Source organism: Vreelandella xerophytica (genome assembly GCF_968048975.1).
In genome coordinates, this window is sequence record NZ_OZ309106.1 from 339065 (window position 1) to 361127 (window position 22063).

The 22063-nt window shown below is 62.5% G+C and carries 20 protein-coding genes; 12 read left to right on the forward strand and 8 right to left on the reverse strand.

Annotation, left to right across the window (positions count from 1 at the left end; all coding sequences use genetic code 11):
• The first annotated feature begins 133 nt into the window (after window positions 1-133).
• The gene (locus tag ACWF8S_RS01645; protein WP_447555082.1) at window positions 134-1396 is read left to right on the forward strand and encodes a cation:proton antiporter; all 1263 of its coding nucleotides are present in this window, start codon (window positions 134-136) and stop codon (window positions 1394-1396) included.
• Between the two features lie 80 nt (window positions 1397-1476).
• Window positions 1477-1797 (forward strand): carboxymuconolactone decarboxylase family protein, encoded by a 321-nt coding sequence (locus ACWF8S_RS01650; protein ID WP_447555083.1) that lies wholly within the window; start codon window positions 1477-1479, stop codon window positions 1795-1797.
• 62 nt (window positions 1798-1859) lie between these two features.
• Here ACWF8S_RS01650 and ACWF8S_RS01655 read toward each other — a convergent pair whose 3' ends face one another.
• The 5 genes from ACWF8S_RS01655 to ACWF8S_RS01675 all read right to left on the reverse strand — a co-directional run bounded on the left by ACWF8S_RS01655 (window position 1860) and on the right by ACWF8S_RS01675 (window position 8343).
• The gene (locus ACWF8S_RS01655) at window positions 1860-3347 is read right to left on the reverse strand and encodes an MFS transporter (protein WP_447555084.1); all 1488 of its coding nucleotides are present in this window, start codon (window positions 3345-3347) and stop codon (window positions 1860-1862) included.
• Window positions 3348-3436: 89 nt separating this feature from the next.
• A complete protein-coding gene (locus ACWF8S_RS01660; RefSeq protein WP_447555085.1) occupies window positions 3437-3895 on the reverse strand; it encodes a universal stress protein in 459 nt (152 codons plus the stop codon).
• Window positions 3896-3945: 50 nt separating this feature from the next.
• On the reverse strand, window positions 3946-5538 hold the full coding sequence (locus tag ACWF8S_RS01665; protein WP_447555086.1) for an antiporter: 1593 nt from the start codon (window positions 5536-5538) through the stop codon (window positions 3946-3948).
• Between the two features lie 250 nt (window positions 5539-5788).
• On the reverse strand, window positions 5789-6454 hold the full coding sequence (narL, locus tag ACWF8S_RS01670; RefSeq protein WP_447527547.1) for a two-component system response regulator NarL: 666 nt from the start codon (window positions 6452-6454) through the stop codon (window positions 5789-5791).
• Window positions 6454-8343, reverse strand: coding sequence for a histidine kinase (locus tag ACWF8S_RS01675; protein ID WP_447555087.1), 1890 nt, complete (start codon window positions 8341-8343; stop codon window positions 6454-6456). The genes narL and ACWF8S_RS01675 overlap by 1 nt, the downstream gene beginning before the upstream one ends.
• A gap of 178 nt (window positions 8344-8521) precedes the next feature.
• Here ACWF8S_RS01675 and ACWF8S_RS01680 point away from each other — a divergent pair, with 178 nt between their 5' ends.
• Window positions 8522-9127 (forward strand): hypothetical protein, encoded by a 606-nt coding sequence (locus ACWF8S_RS01680; protein ID WP_447555088.1) that lies wholly within the window; start codon window positions 8522-8524, stop codon window positions 9125-9127.
• A 21-nt stretch (window positions 9128-9148) separates the two neighbouring features.
• A complete protein-coding gene (locus tag ACWF8S_RS01685; RefSeq protein WP_447556538.1) occupies window positions 9149-9535 on the forward strand; it encodes a SirB2 family protein in 387 nt (128 codons plus the stop codon).
• A gap of 42 nt (window positions 9536-9577) precedes the next feature.
• Here the strand turns inward: ACWF8S_RS01685 and ACWF8S_RS01690 are convergent, their stop codons facing one another.
• Window positions 9578-9928, reverse strand: a complete 351-nt coding sequence (locus tag ACWF8S_RS01690) for a DUF488 domain-containing protein (protein ID WP_447555089.1) — start codon at window positions 9926-9928, stop codon at window positions 9578-9580.
• Between the two features lie 111 nt (window positions 9929-10039).
• Here ACWF8S_RS01690 and ACWF8S_RS01695 point away from each other — a divergent pair, with 111 nt between their 5' ends.
• A complete protein-coding gene (locus ACWF8S_RS01695; RefSeq protein ID WP_447555090.1) occupies window positions 10040-10312 on the forward strand; it encodes a hypothetical protein in 273 nt (90 codons plus the stop codon).
• A gap of 113 nt (window positions 10313-10425) precedes the next feature.
• On the opposite strand, the gene hmpA is transcribed toward ACWF8S_RS01695, so the two are convergent.
• Together hmpA and ACWF8S_RS01705 are read right to left on the reverse strand one after the other, a co-directional pair.
• Window positions 10426-11598, reverse strand: a complete 1173-nt coding sequence (gene hmpA, locus ACWF8S_RS01700) for an NO-inducible flavohemoprotein (RefSeq protein WP_447555091.1) — start codon at window positions 11596-11598, stop codon at window positions 10426-10428.
• Between the two features lie 113 nt (window positions 11599-11711).
• Entirely contained in the window at window positions 11712-12158 is a 447-nt protein-coding gene (locus tag ACWF8S_RS01705; protein ID WP_447555092.1) for an Rrf2 family transcriptional regulator, read from the reverse strand.
• Between the two features lie 230 nt (window positions 12159-12388).
• Between ACWF8S_RS01705 and ACWF8S_RS01710 the strand changes: the two genes are divergently transcribed.
• The 7 genes from ACWF8S_RS01710 (at window position 12389) to ACWF8S_RS01740 (ending at window position 22037) form a co-directional block, all read left to right on the forward strand.
• Window positions 12389-16249 carry a nitrate reductase subunit alpha gene (locus ACWF8S_RS01710; protein WP_447555093.1) on the forward strand — a complete coding sequence of 1287 codons (3861 nt, stop codon included), beginning with the start codon at window positions 12389-12391 and terminating at the stop codon, window positions 16247-16249.
• Entirely contained in the window at window positions 16246-17802 is a 1557-nt protein-coding gene (narH, locus tag ACWF8S_RS01715) for a nitrate reductase subunit beta (RefSeq protein WP_447555094.1), read from the forward strand. The genes ACWF8S_RS01710 and narH overlap by 4 nt, the downstream gene beginning before the upstream one ends.
• Window positions 17795-18598: a nitrate reductase molybdenum cofactor assembly chaperone gene (narJ, locus tag ACWF8S_RS01720; protein ID WP_447555095.1), complete on the forward strand. Its 804-nt coding sequence runs from the start codon at window positions 17795-17797 to the stop codon at window positions 18596-18598. The genes narH and narJ overlap by 8 nt, the downstream gene beginning before the upstream one ends.
• 13 nt (window positions 18599-18611) lie before the next feature.
• Window positions 18612-19304: a respiratory nitrate reductase subunit gamma gene (gene narI / locus ACWF8S_RS01725; RefSeq protein WP_447527559.1), complete on the forward strand. Its 693-nt coding sequence runs from the start codon at window positions 18612-18614 to the stop codon at window positions 19302-19304.
• Between the two features lie 66 nt (window positions 19305-19370).
• Window positions 19371-20195, forward strand: coding sequence for a peptidylprolyl isomerase (locus tag ACWF8S_RS01730; RefSeq protein WP_447555096.1), 825 nt, complete (start codon window positions 19371-19373; stop codon window positions 20193-20195).
• A gap of 13 nt (window positions 20196-20208) precedes the next feature.
• Window positions 20209-20787, forward strand: a complete 579-nt coding sequence (gene moaB, locus ACWF8S_RS01735) for a molybdenum cofactor biosynthesis protein B (RefSeq protein WP_447527561.1) — start codon at window positions 20209-20211, stop codon at window positions 20785-20787.
• On the forward strand, window positions 20784-22037 hold the full coding sequence (locus ACWF8S_RS01740) for a molybdopterin molybdotransferase MoeA (protein WP_447555097.1): 1254 nt from the start codon (window positions 20784-20786) through the stop codon (window positions 22035-22037). The genes moaB and ACWF8S_RS01740 overlap by 4 nt, the downstream gene beginning before the upstream one ends.
• Window positions 22038-22063 lie beyond the last annotated feature (26 nt).

The window sequence follows — 22063 nt, forward strand, 5'->3', positions numbered from 1 at the left end:
AGGGGCGGGTTTTGCTTTTTAGGGCTACAGTAATTCACCTGAAATATGGCGGGCCCGTCGGGTATAAAAACGGCGTGAACGGCATCATTGCCGCGCTACTTTTCTATTCTTATGGTTTCAATCAGGAGCGTCGATGAGCGTCTTTCCTCTGGTGAGCATACTGATCACGCTTGCCGCCGTCTCGAGTTACTTCAACTACCGCTATATCAAGCTGCCCACCACCATCGGCGTCATGCTGGTGGCGCTGGTTGCCTCTCTCGTGCTGATTCTGATCAGTCCTTACAATGAAGGGCTGCGTGATGAGGCAACGGCCCTGGTGGCGCGTATCGACTTCGATCAGGTGGTACTGCACGGGATGCTGGCCTTTCTGCTGTTTGCCGCCGCCATCCACGTCAAGTTCGATAACCTGAGCCGTGAGTGGCTGCCCATTGCGCTGCTTGCCGTGGTGGGCACCTTGATGTCCACCTTCATCGTGGGCACGTTGACCTGGCTGTTGCTTGACTGGATGGGGCTCGGCATTCCTTTCTTGCATGCGCTGCTGTTCGGCGCCTTGATCTCCCCGACCGATCCTATCGCGGTGGTCTCCATCATGACCTCCGTCGGCGCCCCCCAGCAGCTCGAGAGCCAGATATCCGGGGAGTCACTGTTCAACGACGGCCTGGGTGTGGTGGTATTTCTGGTACTGCTGCAACTTTCCGGGCTGGATGCGGCGGCGCAGGGCTCACACATGTCATCTCCCATTGATGCGGCGGCAATCGGCATGCTGTTGCTCAAGGAGGTGGGCGGGGCATTGCTGCTGGCCTCGATCATGGGGTACGTGAGCTACCAGATGCTCAAGCGTGTGGATAACTATCAGGTCGAGGTGCTGCTGACTCTGGCGCTGGCCATGGGGCTTTACGCCCTGGCGGATAGTCTGCACCTGTCCGCGCCCATCGCCGTGGTCATCGCGGGGCTTTTTGTGGGCAATCACGGGCGTCTGTTTGCCATGTCGGAGAAAACCCGTGAAAACGTGGATACCTTCTGGGAGCTGATCGACGAGATTCTCAACGTGGTGCTCTTCTTCTTGATCGGCCTGGAGCTTCTTATCCTGCCCATCGAACGCGCCTGGCTGGTGGCGGGGGCGCTTGCCATTCCCATCGTGCTGGCGGCGCGCGGGTTTTGCGTATCCCTCATCATGGGCCCGCTCAGCCGAGTGACCAGCCAATCCCCAGGCGCGATCCGGATTCTCACCTGGGGCGGACTGCGTGGCGGCATCTCCGTGGCCATGGCGCTGTCGCTGCCCGAAGGCGAGCTCAGAAATCTGGTGCTGACACTGACCTACTGCGTGGTGGTCTTCTCGATCGTCGTGCAGGGGCTGACCATGGGCAAGGTCATTCGCCTGAGCAGCCGCAGGTAGTCAAGCAGCCTGAAGTTGGCTGGCGGCGGCGGGGTGGGCTCCTATAATGAGGGCACATACATCGGCAAAGGCAGTGCACCATGACCAATGATTCTCTACCCTCCGGCGCGGGCGATGTCGCAAGCGCCTACCCCGAGGTATGGGACGCCTACGCGGCACTCGGCAAGGCGTGTTCGCAGTCCGGGCCGCTGGAGGGCCGCGAACTGCGTTTGGTCAAACTCGCGCTTGCCATTGGCAACCGCTCCGAAGGCGCGGTGCACTCCCACGTGCGCCGTGGGCTCGAAGAGGGGCTAAGCGCTGAAGAGCTCAAGCAGGCCGCCATGCTGGCGGTGCCGACCATCGGCTTTCCCGCCGCCGTGGCCGCGCTCACCTGGATTACCGATATCACCGACGACGAGTAGCACGAACGTTTCGGCCGAGCGCAAGGCTCGGCCGAAACGTGGGGTGCATGGTCAGTAAAGCATCAAGTGGCCGTGCGGCCCTGCTCCTCGAGTGCCTGGTCGACCGAGGACACATAGTACTCGGTGGCGAACGCGCCCTCGGGTTCCTTGAGCCAGACCAGACACACCAGCCAGCTGATGAAGGCACCCGCCGCGATGATCAGGAAAAATTGCGTGGGCGTCACGAAGGTATAGATCGTCAGGTACACCACCGCCCCCACGTTGCCATAGGCGCCGGCCATGCCGGAGATCTGCCCGGTGATACGCCGCTTGATCGAGGGGATGATGCCAAAAGTGGCGCCCTCCGCCCCCTGCACGAAAATCGACGTCGCGATGGTCACCAGGATCGCGAGGATCAGTGGCCAACTGGCATTGAGCAGCGCCATCAGCGCAAACCCGACGCTAATCCCGAACATGTAGCAGAGCATGACGAAGCGGCGGTTACCCATTCGGTCCGACACCATACCGCCCATGGGTCGGGCCACCAGGTTGACGAAGGCGAACGAGGCGGCGATCAACCCGGCCGTGGCCGCATTGAGCCCCCAGGTTTGCTCGAAAAAGAGCGGCAGCATCGAGACCACGGCAAGCTCCGCGCCGAAGTTGGCAAAATAGGTGGTGTTGAGCGCGGCCACGCTATTGAAGGGGTACTTGTCGTCCTCGGGCACGCCTTTGCGCAAAATGGGTAGATTGACCCGCAAAATCTGCACGATCTGATAAATGATGATCGCGACGATCACCAGGTACGCCGCCACCGCGCCGCTCATGGGCAGATAGCCCATGTCCTGGATACGCCACACGAGCACGGCCAACACACCGACCAGCGGAATGGTCCAGACGATGAGTTTGATCATGTCCGCCCAGGAGCTGACCTCCATGGCGGCGGTTTTGCGCGGTTTACGGTGGGCGGCGGCATCCGGGCCGTCGGTGATGGCGAACCAGTAGTAGACGCCATAGGCCGCCATCACGATGGCGCTTTGGGCGATCGCCCAGCGCCAGCCGTCCGGGCCGCCATACATCGTAAGCGCGATCGTCGGTAGCGACATGGCCGCCACCGCGGATCCAAAATTGCCCCAGCCAGCGTAGAACCCTTCGGCAAAGCCGATATCCTTCGGCTTGAACCACAGCGCGGTCATGTGAATACCCACCACGAAGCTCGCGCCAATCGAACTTAACACCAGCCGGGCGACCAGCAATTGCGTCATGCTATTGCCGAAGGCGAAAGCCAGTGCCGGTACCGACATGCTGACCATCAACACGGAAAAAACGCGCCGGGGGCCGAAACGGTCGAGCATCATGCCGACGATGATGCGCGCCGGGATGGTGAGCGCGACGTTACAGATCGCAAACAGTTTGAGATCATCCTGGGTCAGCCAATCGACGCTCTTGAGCATGCTCGAGGCCAGCGGCGCCATGTTGAACCAGACATAAAAGGTAATGAAAAACGCGATCCAGGTGAGGTGTAGCGCCCGGATCTCGGGGCTTTTGAATTTGAAAACGGCAGATACTTTCATGGCCATTTCGTCCTGTATTCGACGCGCGGGATCGCCGCGGCTCATGGGCTGGCTAGCGTATGGGCTGGCCAGGTGAAGAGGAGAGCCCGTCAGGGACTGGGCAGAATCAACAACGGACACTCGGCGCGGCGCGCCAAAAACGAGCTGACGCTGCCAAAGGTCATGTAGTCGAGTTCGTCGACGAAGTAGGTCAACGACTTGGCGATGATGCCGCCGTCGGGCTGATGGCTGTGGCGCGCGATGACCAAAAGGTCCGGCGCGAGCTTGCGGGTGGCGGCGAGCAGCATCTTGCGCGCATCGCCTTCGGCCATTAGCTGCTCGGCCTGAAACCCTTCGCCGGTGGCGAACGCCACGCCTTCTTCCAGGTGCTGCTTTAATTGCGCGTGGGCTTGCTGAAACAGGGTTTCGTTATGGTCGGTGGCATCGAGCGGGTTTTCGGCCACCCCCACCAGGGTGATCAAGGGCTGGTTGCAGCGAAACATGTTCACCACCTGAGCGAGCGCCAGCTTGGCGTTTCGCGAACCGTCGTAAGCGAGCATTATTTTCATGAGTCCTCCCGCTGGGGGGTAGGGAAAAGCCCCGGAGCCGGGCTCCGGGGTTAAGGGTTACGGATGCTGGCGCCCTGACGCAGGTAGAACCACCAGTTGATGCCCAGACAAACGGCGTAGAAGACGGCAAAGCCGTACATGGCAAGCTCCGGGGTGCCCGCCTGGATCTGCGCGCCGATGATGCTGGGGGCGATGAAGGCGCCGTAGGCGGCGATGGCCGAGGTCCAGCCGAGTACCGGGCCTTTCTGCTGCGCATCGAAGATCACCCCGATACTGCGAAAGGTGGAGCCGTTGCCGATACCGCTGGCGGCGAACATCACGATGAAAAGCAAAAGGAAGAGCCAGAAGAACGCATTGGGGTCGGTGGCGTTGTAGGCCAGCATCATCACATAGCCGGTGGCAATGGAGGCCACCACCATGACCGCGGAGATGATCTGGGTGACGATAGCGCCGCCCACCTTGTCGGAGATCCAGCCGCCGACCGGGCGAATGAGTGCGCCGACGAACGGCCCTATCCAGGCCCAGGTGAGGGCGCTCGGGGCGTTAGGGTTGACCACGCGCACCAGGCTCCCGTCGGCGGCGCTCTCCATCATGTTGCCGAAGATCACGTTGATCGACAGCGGCAGCGCTGCCGAAAAGCCGATGAAGGAGCCGAAGGTGAGGATGTAGAGAATCGTCATCGCCCAGGTGTGCTGATTGGAAAAGATCGCGAACTGCTTCTGGATATTGGGCTTGATGTTGCCGGGTATCAGGCGCAGCAGGACCAGGGTCAACACGATGGTGAGCGGCAGGGCCACCCACATGTTGAGCCAGGCGAGCGCCAGCATGCCGAGGATCGAGGTCAGAAGGCCCACACCGTAAAGTCCGAGAATCTTGCCAAAGGCGGTGAGGGGCGCGCCCGGGTTGGGGGTGATCGTGCGTATATTGTTCATGCCGAACCAGCCTAAAAAGGCGAGCGGCACCAGCAACACCAGCCAAACGAAACCGGCGTTTTGAATCCAGGTGTCGGTGCCGGCCTCGATACGCCCGATCAAGGTGCCGCTGGCGCTTTCCAGTGCCATGGGGCCGCCGGCCAGCGCCCCGAAGAGCCCGACGGTCATCACCAGCGGAATCAGAATCTGCATGGTGGTGACGCCGAAGTTACCCAGCCCCGCGTTCATGCCCAATGCGTAACCCTGCTGCTTGCTGGGGTAGAAGGTCGAGATGTTGCTCATCGAGCAGGCGAAGTTACCGCCGCCGATGCCGGAAAGCAGCGCCAGCGCCTGGAAGATCCAGAACGGCGTATCCGGGTTCATCAGCGCAAGGCCGGTACCGGCGGCGGGAATGGCCAAAAGCGCCGTGGTCAAAAAGATGGTGTTGCGCCCGCCGGCAATGCGAATCATGAACGAGGCGGGAATGCGCAGCGTCGCCCCGGAAAGCCCCGCCAGTGCCGTAAGCGTAAAGAGCTGGTCGACGGAAAACGCAAAGCCCAGGTTCTGCATTTGGGTGGTGATCATGCCCCACATCATCCACACCGCAAACCCGACCAGCAGGCTTGGAATGGAGATCCAAAGGTTGCGGTTGGCAACGTGTTTACCCTGCTGCTCCCAGAAGCGCTCGTCTTCGACATCCCAAGTGACGATGTCGGCATTTCTCTTGGTCATGATGGTTCCCCTTTGCGTAAACCATTACCTGGCGTCGAACCAATAGCGGCTCACCGATAAGGGAAAGATACGCGCGCGAGGGGAGGCTGGGAATGGCCCTGAATGTCAGCAAAATCAACAGCCTACCTCTTTATAGGTAGGTGCCTGGAAGAGCCAAAAGACTGATTTCATTGAAGAAAAAAACGAAGGGGTAAGCGCGCCGAGAAGCGAAGGCACCGGCGCGCTATTTGGAGGTATCTACATTGATTCGCTAGTCGTTGATGCCCGCCTGCACCGCCCAAACGGCCGCCTCCACCCGGGAGCGCAGGTTGAGTTTCTTGAGCAGGTGTTTGACGTGCACCTTCACCGTGCCTTCGGTGATATCCAGCTTGCGTGCGATCAGCTTGTTGGAAAGGCCGCCGGCGAGCTGGCGTAAGATCTCGCGCTCGCGCTGAGTGAGGCTGCGAATGTCCGGCGCGGTGGGCGTTGCACGCTGGTTGCGCAGCGCCTCGGCCAGAAGCGCGGTAAGACTTTCGCTGATCACCATGCGCCCGAGCGCTGCCTGGCGCAGCTGGCGCACCATGTCCTCGGGCTCCATATCCTTGAGCAGGTAGCCGTCGGCGCCGGCGCGCAGTGCCGCTACCACGTCCTCCTCGTGATCGGAAACGGTGAACATGACGATGCGGCCGCTAAAGTCGTTCTCCCGCAGGCGGCGAAGGGCCTCCAGGCCGTCGATATCGGGCATGTTCAAATCGAGCAGGACCAGGTCGGGCTCGAGCGAGAGCGTCATCCGAATGCCTTCTTCGGGGCTGCCGGTATCGCCAACCAGTTCCAGGTCGTCTTCGAGTTCGAGAAGCTGCGCCACGCCGCGGCGCAAGAGCGGGTGGTCGTCGATGATCAAAAGTGTGGCAGGGGTATCGTGGCTAGTCTGAGACATTAAAGATTCCGTGTGCCTGAGTGAGCATCGTCGGTGGCCGCTGTCGGCGGCTGTTGAGTCAAGCGAGCGGTCAAGGGGGTGAAGATGACCTCCACGCAGGCCCCGCCCCCGGGGCGATTGCGAATGGAGAGCTCGCCGTTCAGGGTGTTGGCCCGGTCGCGAATGATGACCAGGCCGTAATGCATCGGTGGCGAGACGTCGCTTTGAAGGCCGATGCCGTCATCTTCCACGCGGACCTGCAAGCGGGCATCTCTAAAGCGCACGGTGATGCCGACCCAGGTGGGCTGGGCGTGCTTGTGCGCGTTGGCCAGCGCCTCGCGGATGATCTGCAGAACGTGGATCTCTTCATTGGGGTTGAGCAGGTAGGGCGGTACGTCGTAGTCGAGTGCGACCGCAAACCCCAGGCGCTGGGTGAACTCGTCCGTGGTTTGGCGCAGCGCGAACTGAAGCCCCGGGCCTTCCAGCTTGAGTCGGAAAGTGGTCAAAAGCTCGCGAAGCTGGCGGTAGGCGCTGTTCAGGCCGCTACGCAGCTCGTCGATCACGGTCGCCTGGGCCTCGCGGGAGGCCTCTTTTTGCTGCATGCGCTCGAGCCGGGTCACCTGCATCTTAAGATAAGAGAGCGACTGCGCCAGGGAGTCGTGCAGCTCGCGGGCGATGATCGTGCGCTCGTTGATCAGCGTGACCTGCTGCTGTTCGTCGATACGCCGCTGCAGATAGATGGCAGTGGCGAGCTGGTCGGCCAGAATGTTCAGAAGCCGGCGGGTGTTATCGTTGAGCTCGCCTTCGGGATACCACACCTCCAGGTTACCCAGTAGCGTATCGCCGGCGCGAATGGAGAGCGTCAGGCACTTGAGGCGCTCACCTGGCGTGGGCAGCGGGTCGATCAGGCACGCATCGCAGGCCATGTCGCGGCAGTACTCGGGGCGTTTCACCGAGTGGGTCTCCAGCACCGGCATGATGCGTTGATCGAAGGGGTCGTTGAGCGACAGGCGGATGGGGCCGATATTCAGAAGGCTTTCCAGCTCGCGCAGCATGGGGGCGGCGCTGGCGCAAAGATCGTTGCCGCCGCCGAACAGCGTGCGGCTGGCATCGTGCATTACCCGCATGGCCTGATTGCTGCGCTCCAGCGCCTGCTCCTTGCGCGAGACGCTCTCTTCGAGAGCGGCGTAGCTCGTTGCAAGCTCAGCGGCCATGGTGTTGAACGTTCGCCCCAGCCGCGCCAACTCGTCACTGCCCGTAAGCTTGGAGCGCTGGTTGAAGTTGCGCTTCGCCACTTCCCGGGTAAGCGTCATGAGCTGGTGCAACGGGGCGACCAGATTGTGGCGCACATCGAAAAGGGCAATGGCGACGACCAGGCTAATGAGTAGCAAAAAGAGCACCTGCATGATGCCCAATAGCCTTACCTTGGCTTCGGTACTATGCTCCAACTGCTCGACGAGTATCTCGATATCGCCGACCAGCGTGGCCACCATGGTCTCGAAGGTGTCGAGGTCGATGTTGCCACCGGCGCTCGCTCGTGCCAGAGCAGGCTGCACGGTCTCCTGCCAGTAGGTTTGAATATGGGTGAGCTGCTGGCGCCGCTCATGGTGGGCCTCCTCGGGCACGCTTTGCTGCAGGGTATCGCCAAACAGCCGCTGGTCGAAGCGCGCTACGATCGTGCCTAGCGGCTCGCCAATGGACTCATCCGGGGCGTACTGCAAGGACTGAAGCGAGCTCAGAATCCGGAAGGCGTTCATGCGCAGTGACCCGGCCACGTTGATCGCCGAGGCGTCGCCGCGGGTGCTGTTCGACATGGTCATGGTCAGCGTGATGCTGATGAACGCCATGGCGCTGATCGCGATCAGGGAGGCCATGATGCGGGCCACCAGCGAGCGTTGGAGCAGTTTCATAACGGTTCCAGCCGCCTTGGACGGAAAGAGGAGTGGGGCGTTATCGCGGTCGCCATGTGAGGTACTATCCCTTTGGGAGTAGACGGGCTACTCACAATGATTTTTGACCTGGATAAGACGAGTGCCGACAATTCTGGCATGTCTTCTGGCGCCTTCCTAGCCTAACGGAAACCTCACGATGCCCACTAGTGTGCCCCATGGCGCGGAAACCAGGCCGCCGCCACTCCCTGTCAATGACTACCAAAGGCTGGTCGCGATGCTGTTGGTGCCGCTGGCCAGCGCGGTGGCGGTGGCGGGCTGGACGCTTTACGCCATGCTCGCCGCCCGCCCGGCCTATGTATTGCTGCCCCTGGCGAGTGGCCTGCTGTTGGCTCTGCCTTGCGGATACTGGGCGCGGCGTTATAGCACCTGCTACTTGATGCTTGGGCTGTTGGCGGGGCTGGCTCTGGCGCTGCTGCTCTTTGGCGTTGCCCATAAGCCCTGGCAGTTCGGGCTGCTGGGTGTCGGGTTTGGGCTCGGGGGTGGCATCATCGCCATCGGTGCCGCCCATGCCCGGCGGTGGCTGCCCGGCTGCTGGCCATGCCTGGCCGCAACCCTTTGCGTGGCCACCCTGGCGGGCGTGGGATTTTCGCTGCGCCTGGTGCCGCTGGTGGTGCAGGCTTATGGCTGGCGAGCGGCTCCGTTGAGCCTGTTGGTGCCTTTGGGGATGATCATGCTGCTGCTGTGGCTGTTCGTCGAGGCGCCGCAGGTGGCACAGTGCTCGCTGAGCGACGGTGAGGGGTAGGCGAAAGGAGAGCCTTGCGTGATAGAGCACTACTTTTTGATCAAGCACCTTCACATGGGCGCGGCGGCGCTGAGTATCGGTCTTTTTTTGGTGCGCGCCTGGTGGTCGGTACGCGAAAGCCCGCGCCTGCAGGCGCGCTGGGTGAAAATCCTGCCGCACCTCATCGATACGGCGCTGCTGGGCCTGGGGGTCACGCTCATGGTGACGCTGCGGTTCTGGCCCTGGCAGCAGCCGTGGCTGGCTGCCAAGTTACTGGCGCTTTTGGTTTACATCGGCGTTGGCACCCTGGCGATCAAGCGGGGCGCCACGCCACGCCGGCGTGGCGTGGCCGCGCTGCTGGCGGTGGCGGTGTTCGCCTACATGGTCGGCGCCGCCATCCGGCACAGCCCGCTTTCCTGGCTTGCGTAATGGCGGCCTGGGCCAGTGCCCGGCGCAAAAGCGCCGGCCTTTTTACGTCAGCATGTTGAGGTACTGGCGCACCACGGCGGCGTTGTTGTAGCGCTCCTCCTTCGAGGCGAACACCAGGGTGACTTTCTCCTTTTGGGCGCGCCTGGCAAGCTCGCGCAGGCGCTCGCGATGGCCGGTCAACTCCTTCATGTAGCGCTTGCGAAAATCGCCCCACCCGAGGGAGCCGTCGTGAAACGCCTTGCGCAGCGCGCTACTCGGGGCGATCTCCTTGGGCCACTCGTCGATGTTGGCCTCTTGCTTTGAAACCCCGCGAGGCCACATGCCGTCTACCAGCACGCGGTAGCCGTCCGCTTTGTCGGGCGTGTCAAAAGCGCGCTTCAACTCGATTGTCATGTTCTCTCCCTCGTGTAAAGAAGCCCCCTACGCCTCGCCAAAACAGGTAGTTGAAGGCTTTGCGTCCCTCTTCTACCTTGTAAGGTACATTTTAAAAGACAGGGAGCTGTCATGCCGGTCGTTAAAAATCTCGAAGACGTCACACCCACCATGGTCCAGGATGCCGAGGCCGCCACGGACACCGGGCCGGATGCCAATCCGGGTGGGCATGAGCACACCAACAACCCGGTGGCGGACTTGGGTATGTCGATAAAACCCTTCATCGATCAGGGCATGTCGAGAAAGGAAGTCGCTGATCGTATCGGCGCCTCGACGGATCTGGTGGATCGCTGTATCAGCCACCCCATCGTCGCCCAGCTGGATGAAGGCACCGACGGGCGCTAAACGTCTGCCAAAAGGCCTTAAAGACAAGACCTTCAAGCCAGGATTTTTCAAGCCAGGGTCTTGAGAAAGAATTCGGCCCCCGGGTGTATTGCACACCCGGGGGCCGTTTTTCGTCAGGCGGCTTCGAGCGGGCGCGCCGGGCCGAAGTGTTCGAAGTGACGGCGGCTCTCCTCGATACCCAGCTCCGCCAGGGTGGCGTTCATTGCCGCCATGAAGCCTTGCGGGCCCACGAAGTAGCAGCGCGTGTCCAGGTTGGGCAAGTAGCGCGCCAACAGATCACGGTTGATGCGGCCCAGGTGATCCGCCTGGTCGCCCCGCTCGTGGACGTTGACCACTTTGAGCTGATCGGGGTAGTCCTGGGCCAACGCCTGGATGTCGTCGCGAAAGGCCTGATGCTCGCCGTCGATGGCCGCGTGCATGTATACCACCTGGCGCCCCTGGGAGAGCGCGTGGCGCGCGATGGGTAGCATCGGCGTTTGGCCCACGCCGCCGCTTGCCAATAGTACCGGCTCGTTGCCCTCGGCCAGGGTGAGATCGCCGGCGGGGGGAAGAAGCTCCAGCGTATCGCCGGGTTTCAGCACGTCGTGGAAATGGCGGCTGACGCGGCCGTGTTCTTCGCGCTTGATGGAGATGCGGTAGTTCTCGCCATTGGGCGAATCGGAAAGGCTGTAGTGGCGATACACCGGCTCACCATCGATCATCACGCGCACGCCGATGTACTGGCCGGGCACGTGGGCCGCCACCGGGCCGCCATCCTCGGGTTCGAACACGAACGAACGGATGACCGAGCTTTCCTGCTGGGTGCGCGCGAGCTTGAAGCGACGCGTACCCCGCCAGCCGCCGGGGCGGCTTTCGAACTCGCGATAGCGCTGATCCTCGAGGTCGATCAAAAGCGCGGCCAGCTCGTTATAGAGCGCGGTCCAGGCGTCGGCGATCTCGGGGGTCACGGCGTCGCCCAGCACCTCACCGATGGTCTCCATCAAGCATTCGCCCACGATCGGATAGTGCTCGGGCAAGATACCCAACGAGACGTGCTTGCTGACCACGATGTCCAGCGCCGCCCTCGCCTTGGCGGGGTTGCTACGTAGCTGAACGTAGGCCAGTACCGAGGCGGCCAGCGCCCGCGGCTGGCTGCCGTTTTCCTGGTGTACCTGGTTGAAGAAGGTCTTGACCTCGGGGTAGCGCTTGAACATCAGCTGATAGAACTGCTGGGCGATGGTGTTGAGATGTTCGGCAACGACGGGCGCGGTGGCGCTGATCAGGGCTTCTTGTTCGTGGCTGAGCATGGCGTTTTTCCTTATAAGATGTATTTCATATGCATCTTATAAAGCGCGTTTTGAAAACACAATCTGAAAAGGGCGAGGCAAATTGATCTCAGTCAAGGTTATGTCGTTCAGTCTCAGGCGTTGACGGCGGGAATGCGCATCAGCCCGGCAAGCTCCGGGTAGCGGTTGTCGAGTACGTCCGAAAGCGTGTAGCGGTCGAGCACGGCGAAAAAGGCGGCCAGCGCCTCGCCCAAAACGGACTTGAGCTGACAGGAGGGGGTAATGACGCAGGTGTTGCCTCGCTGAAAGCACTCGACCAGGCCCATATCGTGCTCCATTTCGCGCACCAGCTCGCCCATTTTGATCGTTTTCGGGTCGCGCGCCAGCCATAACCCGCCGTGTTTACCCCGGGTCGCCGTCACGTAGTTTTTCTGGCTCAACTCCTGAACGACCTTCATCAGGTGGTTGCGCGAGATCTCGAAGGTCTCGGCAATCTCACTGATCGTTGCGCGCTCTTCCCCTTTCACGGCGAGATAAATCAACACGCGAATGGAGTAGTCGGTGAATTGGGTAAGTTGCATGGAAGGTGCGTTGCTCCTGATTGGGCCGTTCGCCGTTGGATCCAGACCATTATAAGAAGATTGGGGGCCGCGCGGCTAATCCCGGCTGACACGCGCTCTATCACCTTGGAGGTAGACGGGCGGTATATGGAGGTAACCACGCAGTAATTCGCTTTTCAATCGCTCAGACTTGTTGCCATGGAGCCCGCCTGGCGGGCAGCGCCCATTTTCAAATAGCCTGGAGAGCGACCATGAGTCACTTCATAGATCGGCTGAATTTCTTTCGCAAAGACCGCGACGCCTATGCCAACGGGCATGGCGAACTACGCAGCGAATCCCGCCAGTGGGAAGACAGCTACCGTTCCCGGTGGCAGCATGACAAGGTGGTGCGCAGCACCCACGGCGTCAACTGTACCGGTTCGTGCAGCTGGAAAATCTACGTCAAGAACGGCCTGGTGACCTGGGAGGCCCAGCAGACCGACTACCCGCGTACCCGCCCGGACCTGCCCAACCACGAGCCGCGTGGCTGCCCCCGCGGCGCCAGCTACTCCTGGTATCTATACAGCGCCAACCGGCTGAAGTACCCGTTGGTGCGCAAACCGCTGCTGGCGCTTTGGCGCGAGGCACGCAGCCAACACGCCGACCCGGTGGACGCCTGGGCCTCGATCGTCGAAGACCCGACGAAAACGAAGCAGTACAAAAGCGCCCGCGGCATGGGCGGCTTCGTGCGCGGCGAGTGGGAGGAGATGAACGAGATCGTCGCGGCCTCCAACGTCTATACCGCGAAAACCTTCGGGCCCGACCGCATCATCGGCTTCTCGCCGATCCCCGCCATGTCGATGGTGAGCTACGCCGCGGGCAGCCGCTATCTGTCGCTGATCGGCGGCGTGTGCATGAGTTTCTACGACTGGTACTGCGACCTACCGCCGGCCTCCCCCATGACCTGGGGCGAGCAGACCGACGTGCCCGAGTCCGCCGACTGGTACAACTCGAGCTACATCATCGCCTGGGGCTCCAACGTGCCGCAGACCCGCACGCCGGACGCGCACTTTTTCACCGAGGTGCGCTACAAGGGCACCAAGACCGTCTCGATCACCCCGGACTACGCGGAAGTCTCCAAGCTCACCGATGAGTGGCTCTCGGCCAAGCAGGGCACCGACGCCGCACTGGCGATGGCCATGGGCCACGTCATCTTGAAAGAGTTCCACCTCGAGAACCCCAGCGCCTACTTCACCGACTACGTGCGCCGCTATACCGACATGCCATTTCTGGTCGAGCTGGAGCCCCGCGCCGACGGCAGTTTCGCGCCGGGTCGCCAGCTGCGCGCCAGCGATTTCGACGCCGCACTGGGTCAGGAGAACAACCCCGAGTGGAAAACCGTGGCCTGGGACGAGACCCGCGACCAGCTCGTGGTGCCCCGCGGCTCCATCGGTTTTCGCTGGGGTGAAGCCGGCGACAACGTCGGCAAGTGGAACCTCGAGCCGCTGGACGCCGAAGGCGTCGAGATCAAGCCTCTGCTGAGCCTGGTGAGTCATCACGACAGCGTGGCGCGGGTGGCTTTCCCCTACTTCGGCGGTATCGAGCACGAGCACTTTACCCACGTGAAAGGCGAGGGCGCCGGCGCTGCGGACGATCTGCTGTTCCACCATCTACCCGCCAAACGCTTGAAGCGCGCCGACGGCAGCGAGATGCTGGCGGTCACGGTGTTCGATCTCATGTGCGCCAACTACGGTATTGACCGCGGCCTGGCCGCCGATGGCGGCGAAGACGACGGCGCCACCGATTACGCGCAGATCCGTCCGTACACCCCGGCCTGGCAAGAGAAGATCACCGGCGTGTCGGCTTCGCAGTGTACCCGTATCGCTCGGGAGTTTGCCGACAACGCCCACAAGACCCAGGGGCGGAGCATGATCATCGTGGGGGCCGGTATGAACCACTGGTACCACATGGACATGAACTACCGCGGCCTGATCAACATGCTGATCATGTGCGGCTGTATCGGCCAAAGCGGCGGTGGCTGGGCGCACTACGTGGGCCAGGAAAAGCTACGCCCACAGACCGGCTGGACGCCGCTTGCCTTCGGCCTGGACTGGCAGCGCCCGCCGCGGCACATGAACTCCACCTCGTTTTTCTACAACCACTCCTCCCAGTGGCGCTACGAGAAGCTGGAGATCAAGGAGATTCTCTCGCCGCTGGCCAACGCCGAGGAGTATCCGGGCAGCCTGATCGACTTCAACGTACGCTCGGAGCGTATGGGCTGGCTCCCCTCGGCGCCGCAACTGGGTTCCAACCCACTGCGCCTGAAAGCCCAGGCCGAGGCCGCCGGCATGTCCACCGCCGACTTCGCCGTCGACCAGCTCAAAAGCGGCAAGCTGCGCTTCGCCGCAGAAGACCCGGACGCCCCGGAGAACTTCCCGCGCAACATGTTCATCTGGCGCTCCAACCTGCTGGGTAGCTCCGGCAAGGGCCACGAGTACATGCTCAAGTACCTGCTGGGCACGCGCCACGGCATTCAGGGCAAGGACCTGGGGGATTTCGGCGGCCAGAAACCCGAAGAGGTGGTTTGGCGTGACGACGCCCCGGAAGGCAAGCTGGACCTGCTGGTCACCCTCGATTTCCGCATGTCCACCACCTGTCTTTATTCGGATATCGTGCTGCCAACGGCGACCTGGTACGAGAAGGACGACCTCAATACCTCGGACATGCACCCCTTCATCCACCCGCTGACCGCGGCGACAGACCCCGCCTGGGAGTCGCGCAGCGACTGGGAGATCTACAAGGGTATCGCCAAGGTATTTTCCAGGGTCTGCGAAGGTCACTTGGGTGAGGAGACCGATCTGGTCACGCTGCCCATGCAGCACGACTCCCCCGGCGAGCTCGCCCAGCCCGACGTGCTCGACTGGAAAAAAGGCGAGTGCGAGGCGATTCCCGGCAAGACCATGCCGTCACTCATCGAGGTGAAACGCAACTACCCGGAAACCTATGAGCGCTTCACCTCCGTCGGGCCGCTTTTGGAAAGCATCGGCAACGGCGGCAAGGGCATTGCCTGGAAGACCGAAGCCGAGGTCGAGCTTTTGGGCAAGCTCAACCACCGTAAAACCGAAGGCCCTCACGCCGGGCGTCCGCGTATCGACACCGCCATCGACGCCGCTGAAATGATCCTGACCCTGGCGCCGGAAACCAATGGTGAAGTGTCCGTGAAGGCCTGGCAGGCGCTCTCCAAAATCACCGGGCGTGACCATACCCATTTGGCCACCTCCAAGCATGAAGAGAAGATTCGCTTTCGCGATATCGTCGCTCAGCCGCGCAAGATCATCTCGAGCCCCACCTGGTCGGGCCTGGAGGACGAGCACGTCTCCTACAACGCGGGCTATACCAACGTCCACGAGCTGATTCCCTGGCGCACCGTTAGCGGCCGTCAGCAGTTCTATCAGGATCACGCCTGGATGCGCGCCTTCGGCGAGAGCCTTTTGGTCTACCGTCCGCCCATCGATACCAAGGCGGCCAAGGGCTTCATTCTGCCGGCGGACAACGGCTTCAAGAGTAAGGCGTTCAACTTCATCACGCCGCACCAGAAGTGGGGCATCCACTCCACCTACTCCGACAACCTGTTGATGCTGACTCTCAACCGCGGCGGGCCCGTGGTGTGGCTCTGCGAGAGCGACGCGGCGGATATCGGGATCGAGGATAACGACTGGCTCGAAGTGTACAACGCCAACGGCTCCATCGCGGCCCGCGCCGTGGTGAGCCAGCGGGTCAAGGAGGGCACGGTGATGATGTATCACGCCCAGGAGCGCCAGGTGAACGTGCCCGGCTCCGAAGTCTCCGGTACCCGCGGCGGTATCCATAACTCGGTGACCCGCGTCTGCCCCAAACCGACCCACATGATCGGTGGCTACGCGCAGCTCTCGTACAGTTTCAACTACTACGGCACGGTCGGCTCCAACCGCGACGAGTTCGTGCTGGTGCGCAAGATGCACCACGTCGACTGGCTGGATGGGGAAGGCAATGACAGCGTCCAGGAGCCTGGTAGTCAGAGCAAAGAAGCTCACAAAAGCGATGCGCACAACAGTGATACGCAAAACAACAGTTCCCAGGAGGCCGTGAAATGAAGATTCGCTCCCAGGTCGGTATGGTCTTGAACCTCGACAAGTGCATCGGCTGCCACACCTGCTCGGTGACCTGCAAAAACGTCTGGACCAGCCGTGAAGGCATGGAGTATGCCTGGTTCAACAACGTCGAGACCAAGCCCGGCATCGGTTATCCCAAGGAGTGGGAGAACCAGAACAAATGGAAGGGCGGCTGGCTGCGCCGTGCGAATGGCAAGATCGAGCCGCGTATCGGCGGCAAGTGGCGGGTGCTGGCGAACATCTTCGCCAACCCGGACCTGCCCGCCATCGACGACTACTACGAGCCGTTCACCTTCGACTATCAGCACCTGCATACCGCCAAGATCGGCAAGCACCAGCCGGTCGCGCGCCCGCGCTCGCTGATTTCCGGCAAGCGCATGAAGAAAATCGAGTGGGGCCCCAACTGGGAAGAGATCCTGGGCACCGAGTTTGCCAAGCGGCGTAAGGACGCCAACTTCGATAACGTGCAGGCGGATATCTACGGGCAGTTCGAAAACACCTTCATGATGTACCTGCCGCGCCTTTGCGAGCACTGCCTGAACCCCACCTGCGTGGCCTCTTGCCCCAGTGGTGCGATCTACAAGCGCGAAGAGGACGGCATCGTGCTGATCGACCAGGACAAGTGCCGCGGCTGGCGGATGTGTATTTCCGGCTGCCCGTACAAGAAGATCTACTACAACTGGAAAAGCGGCAAGTCCGAGAAGTGCATCTTCTGCTACCCGCGCATCGAGTCCGGCCAGCCGACGATCTGCTCCGAAACCTGCGTGGGCCGTATCCGCTATCTGGGCGTGCTGCTTTACGACGCCGACCGGATCGAGGAGGTCGCCGCCTCCGCCGACGAGCGCGATCTTTATCACCGCCAGCGCGAGATATTTCTCGACCCTCACGACCCGGAAGTGATCGCCCAGGCCAAGCGCGACGGCGTGGAAGATAACGTCATCAAGGCAGCCCAGGCGTCGCCGGTCTACAAGATGGCCATCGACTGGGGTCTGGCGCTGCCGCTGCACCCGGAGTACCGCACGCTGCCCATGGTTTGGTACGTGCCGCCGCTTTCACCGATTCAGTCCGCTGCCGAGGCCGGCCATATCGAGTTCGACGGCATCCTGCCCAAAATCGAGTCGCTGCGTATTCCCGTGCAGTATCTCGCCAACATGCTGACCGCGGGCGAAGAGGCCCCGGTGGTGCTGGCGCTCAAGCGCCTGATGGCGATGCGCGTTTACATGCGCGGCAAGCACGTGGAAGGCGAGGAAAACGACGCCGTGCTCGAGGCGGTGGGGCTGACCCGCGTTCAGGTGGAAGAGATGTATCGCTACCTGGCCATCGCCAACTACGAAGACCGTTTCGTGATTCCCACCAGCCACCGGGAAATGGCCACCGATGCCTTCCCCGAACGGGGCGGCTGCGGCTTTACCTTCGGCGATGGCTGCCACGGCGAGAGCCAGCCTAACCTGTTCAACGGCCGCAAGCAGACCAGTGTGCTGGTCGAGCCGGTCGGTGTTTTCGAGCCGCAATCCGAGGAGGTGCGTCATGACTAATGTAGCCCCACAAGCGCCCGACATCGAGGCGGTAGAAGCGACACAGAGCGGCATGCGCACGCTGCGGGTATTGGCCCGCTTGCTGGACTACCCCAGTGCGGCGCTCCAGCAAGCCTGTGGCGAAATGGTCGAGATCATCGAGGCCGAGCCGCGCCTGGACGACGCCATGAAGGCGTCCTTGGCGGGGTGGTGTCAGCGCCTACAGGCGTACGATCTGCTCGAACTGCAGGCGGAGTATGTCGCCTTGTTCGATAAAGGGCGCGCCACCTCGCTTTTGCTCTTCGAGCACGTGCACGGCGAGTCCCGGGATCGCGGTCAGGCCATGGTGGACCTGCTGGACGAGTATCGCGCTGCTGGCTTCGAGCTTGACGCCCGGGAGCTTCCGGACCACCTGCCGGTCTTTCTGGAGTATCTGTCGTTTTGCAGCCCGGCGGATATCGGCCGTTGGCTGGGCGAGATCCGCCATATTCTGGCGCTTCTGACCGCGCGGCTCGAAGAGCGCGAGGCCGATCACGCCCTGGTACCGCTGACGCTTCTGGCGCTGATCGGGGCGCAGGAGGACGTCGCCGCCCACCGCCCTCAGGTGCAAAAGGAGGCGCCGGACCATACCCCCGAGGCGCTGGATGCGGTGTGGGAGGAGGAGGCCGTTCGCTTCTCTGCCAAATCCGACGAAGACTGCGCCCTGCAATCCGCCGAAGGGCGCCGCCTGGCCGAGCGCAAGCATACGGTACAGCCGCAGCCGGTGCGGATCATGCCCGGCAATGCCGGCTCGTCTTCCCCGTCCGCGGGCCGTTAACAGGAGAAAGATCATGTTTGATGCCCTTGAGCACTACTTCACCCACTTGATCTACGGCTACTACCCGTATCTGGCCGGCACGGTGTTTCTGATCGGCAGTCTGGTTCGCTTCGACCATGGCCAGTACACCTGGAAAACCGGTTCCAGCCAGATGCTCTCTCCCGGCACCATGCGCTTGGGGAGTAATCTGTTCCACATTGGGATCATCGTCATCTTCTTTGGCCATTTGTTCGGCATGCTCACCCCGCACTGGATTTATGAGCCCTTCATCGCCGCCCATAACAAGCAGCTGCTCGCCATCGTAGTGGGCGGTATTGCCGGGGCGATGTGCCTCGTCGGCGGGGGCATACTGCTGTATCGCCGCCTGTTCAATCTGCGCGTACGCCAATCCTCCAGCCTGATGGATACCCTGGTGCTGGCGATTCTGGTCGTGCAGGCGGGCCTGGGGATGGTCACGATCTTTTTCTCACTGGGCCATATGGATGGCGAAATGATGCTCACGCTCTCCAGCTGGGCCCAGGCCATCGTGTTCTTTGGCGGCGGCGCCGCGGATTACATCCAGGAAGTGCCCTGGATCTACCGGATGCACATCTTCCTGGGGCTGACCATCATTTTGCTATTCCCCTTCACTCGCCTGGTGCACGTCTGGAGCGCCCCCTTTGGCTACGTTACCCGGCGTTATCAGCTGGTTCGCCGCCGCGGTTAACCCTTTGAGTGAGCCATCGAGACAACGGTGATTGAGATGCAGGCAACGAATAGGCAAGCGACCGATATGAACAAAATCGATATAGAGCAGCTCCCCGGCAGTACTGCGGCCCCTTTGATTCGCGTAGGTGAGGCCGTGATCGACGAGGAGACCATCGCCCGGGAAATGCAGCACCACCCGGCGGCCACCGCTGAAGAGGCGCAAGGCCAGGCGGCGCGGGCGCTGGTGATCCAGGAGCTTTTACGCCAACGCGCCTGCGAGCTGGGGCTTTTATCAACGAGCGACGAGCGATCCAGCCCCGAGCAGGAATCGGCGATCACGGCCCTTTTAGAGCAGGAGCTACAGGTACCGGAGCCCTCTGAAGAGGACACTCGGCGCTTTTTCGAGATGCACCAGCAGCGCTTCAACGAACCCGCGCAGATACACGTTCGCCATGTGTTATTGGCTGCGGCACCGGACGACGCTGCCGGGCGTGACGAGGCATACCGGCAAGGCGAATCGCTGATCGAGACACTCGAGACGATGCCCGAGCGCTTCGACGAATTCGCCGCGCGTTACTCCGCCTGCCCCTCCAGGGAGAGCGGTGGCGACCTGGGCTGGCTGGTGCCCGGCCAGACCGTGGCGGAGCTCGACCGGGCGCTGCAGCATCTACCCGTAGGGCTTCACTCACGCCCGCTCGCCTCGCGTTACGGTTGGCACGTGGTCAGCATCGACGAGCGGGTAGAAGGGCGCGAATCCGTGTTCGAACACGTGGCCGATAGAGTCCGCCACCACCTGCGCGAGCAGACCTCGCGGCGGGCGCTTCGTCACTATCTGTTGGCCCTGGAAAGCGAGTTCGGCGTCGAAGGTTTTGTGCTGGACGACGACGCCGGCGGCTCCCTGATGCAGTAAGCAGGAGACATTCATGTCGCACACCCCGTTCGATGCCCGGTTCATTCCGCTCAACTGCGTGGTTCTGACCGTGTCCGATACCCGCGGACCGGACCGGGACGGCAGCGGTGATCTGCTCGCCCAGCGCCTGACCGAGCAGGGTCACGTACTGGTGGAGCGGCGTATCCTGGTGGACGATATCTACCAGATTCGCGCCGCGGTCTCGGCCTGGATCGCCAAGCCCGATGTGCACGTCGTGTTGGTCAACGGCGGCACCGGCTTCACCGCGCGGGACACCACGCCCGAGGCGCTGACGCCGCTGTTCGACAAGGCCATCGAAGGCTACGGCGAGCTCTTTCGTCACTATTCGCTGCAGACCATCGGCACGGCCACGATCCAGTCCCGCGCCGTGGCGGGGCTTGCCAACCAGACGCTGCTGTTCACCATGCCAGGCTCCCCCAAAGCCTGTGCGCTGGCCTGGGACAGGATCATCGCGCTGCAGCTCGATGCGCGCACCCGGCCGTGCAATTTCGCCACCATGATCTTTCCTACCGCGCCGCTTTGCGGCAGCCGTCGGCACGCGGTGGCCTCGAACGACCCGGAGGGCCTATGAGCTGCCCCTGTGGCGAGCTCGAACACCGCCCCCTCGTGCCGCTTTTCGAGGCCCGGCAGCGGCTGATCGACGCCGCGACGCCGATTAACGCCACCGAGCGTGTGGCGCTTGCCCAAGCCTTGGGCCGCGTGCTGGCCCAGGCCGTCACCGCGCCGGTGGATCTACCTGGGGTGGACAACAGCGCCATGGACGGCTTTGCCCTGCGCCTGGCGGACTACGCCGCCACCGGCGAAGGGCTGCCCGTGCTGCTACGCGTGCCGGCCGGCGCGGGTGTCCTGCACCTGCAAGAAGGCGGCTGCGCGCGCATCTTTACCGGGGCGCCGGTGCCGCTGGGCGCCGATACCGTCGTGGCCCAGGAGCGTACCAGGCTGGATGAACGGGGCTGCCTTCATCTGGATGAGAAACCGACGCTGGGCGCCAACATTCGCCGGCAAGGGGAAGAAACGCGCAGCGGCGCCACGCTGCTCGAGGCGGGCGATACGCTGGACGCGCCGGCCATCGCCCTGCTGGCAAGCCACGGCGTTAACACGGTCAGCGTGTATCGTCGCCTGACCGTTGCGCTGCTTTCTACCGGCGACGAGCTGATCGAACCCTGGGCGGCGCGCGCGCCGGGGCAGGTCTTCGACAGCAACCGCGCCATGCTCAGCGCGCTGCTGGTAAAAGCGCAGTGCGAGGTGATCGATTTAGGAATCGTCGCCGATGAGCCCGAGGCGCTATATCGCGCCTTGCAAACGGCCACAACGTCGGCGGATGTAGTGCTTTGTAGCGGCGGCGCCTCGGTGGGGGAAGAGGATCACGTACGCTCGGTGATCGAGCGACTGGGGCGCATCGACTTCCACGGCGTTGCCGTCAAGCCCGGTAAGCCCTTCGCTTTCGCCACGCTTGGAAGCGGCGACGAGGCCACGCCGCTGATCGCGCTGCCGGGTAACCCGGTCGCCTCGCTGGTGGGTTGGCACTGGTTGGCGCTGGCCTTCATTCACGCGCGCCAAGGCCGGTGCGCGGCGCCACTTCAGCGCTACCGGGTAAAAGCCGGCTTCCACCAACGCGGGCCCAGGGGCCGCTGCGAGCTTTTACGGGTGACGCTGACCTGGCATGACGACACACCGGTGGCCCGCCTGGCGGGCGGGCAGGGCTCGCACATGCTCAGCGCTGCAAGCCAGGCCGATGGCTACCTGATGGTCGAGCCGGACACCGATGTCACGGCCGGGCACGACTACCTTTTTTATCCGCTCTCCCCGTTCGATCGATAAAAGACGCCTGGGCCTTGCGCTTTTGC

Bases quoted from the DNA above. Each gene is read 5' to 3' on its own strand.
- ACWF8S_RS01645 (WP_447555082.1), top strand. From the start codon at position 134: ATGAGCGTCTTTCCTCTGGTGAGCATACTGATCACGCTTGCCGCCGTC.
- ACWF8S_RS01650 (WP_447555083.1), top strand. From the start codon at position 1,477: ATGACCAATGATTCTCTACCCTCCGGCGCGGGCGATGTCGCAAGCGCC.
- ACWF8S_RS01655 (WP_447555084.1), bottom strand. From the start codon at position 3,347: ATGAAAGTATCTGCCGTTTTCAAATTCAAAAGCCCCGAGATCCGGGCG.
- ACWF8S_RS01660 (WP_447555085.1), bottom strand. From the start codon at position 3,895: ATGAAAATAATGCTCGCTTACGACGGTTCGCGAAACGCCAAGCTGGCG.
- ACWF8S_RS01665 (WP_447555086.1), bottom strand. From the start codon at position 5,538: ATGACCAAGAGAAATGCCGACATCGTCACTTGGGATGTCGAAGACGAG.
- narL (WP_447527547.1), bottom strand. From the start codon at position 6,454: ATGTCTCAGACTAGCCACGATACCCCTGCCACACTTTTGATCATCGAC.
- ACWF8S_RS01675 (WP_447555087.1), bottom strand. From the start codon at position 8,343: ATGAAACTGCTCCAACGCTCGCTGGTGGCCCGCATCATGGCCTCCCTG.
- ACWF8S_RS01680 (WP_447555088.1), top strand. From the start codon at position 8,522: ATGCCCACTAGTGTGCCCCATGGCGCGGAAACCAGGCCGCCGCCACTC.
- ACWF8S_RS01690 (WP_447555089.1), bottom strand. From the start codon at position 9,928: ATGACAATCGAGTTGAAGCGCGCTTTTGACACGCCCGACAAAGCGGAC.
- ACWF8S_RS01695 (WP_447555090.1), top strand. From the start codon at position 10,040: ATGCCGGTCGTTAAAAATCTCGAAGACGTCACACCCACCATGGTCCAG.
- hmpA (WP_447555091.1), bottom strand. From the start codon at position 11,598: ATGCTCAGCCACGAACAAGAAGCCCTGATCAGCGCCACCGCGCCCGTC.
- ACWF8S_RS01705 (WP_447555092.1), bottom strand. From the start codon at position 12,158: ATGCAACTTACCCAATTCACCGACTACTCCATTCGCGTGTTGATTTAT.
- ACWF8S_RS01710 (WP_447555093.1), top strand. From the start codon at position 12,389: ATGAGTCACTTCATAGATCGGCTGAATTTCTTTCGCAAAGACCGCGAC.
- narH (WP_447555094.1), top strand. From the start codon at position 16,246: ATGAAGATTCGCTCCCAGGTCGGTATGGTCTTGAACCTCGACAAGTGC.
- narJ (WP_447555095.1), top strand. From the start codon at position 17,795: ATGACTAATGTAGCCCCACAAGCGCCCGACATCGAGGCGGTAGAAGCG.
- narI (WP_447527559.1), top strand. From the start codon at position 18,612: ATGTTTGATGCCCTTGAGCACTACTTCACCCACTTGATCTACGGCTAC.
- ACWF8S_RS01730 (WP_447555096.1), top strand. From the start codon at position 19,371: ATGAACAAAATCGATATAGAGCAGCTCCCCGGCAGTACTGCGGCCCCT.
- moaB (WP_447527561.1), top strand. From the start codon at position 20,209: ATGTCGCACACCCCGTTCGATGCCCGGTTCATTCCGCTCAACTGCGTG.
- ACWF8S_RS01740 (WP_447555097.1), top strand. From the start codon at position 20,784: ATGAGCTGCCCCTGTGGCGAGCTCGAACACCGCCCCCTCGTGCCGCTT.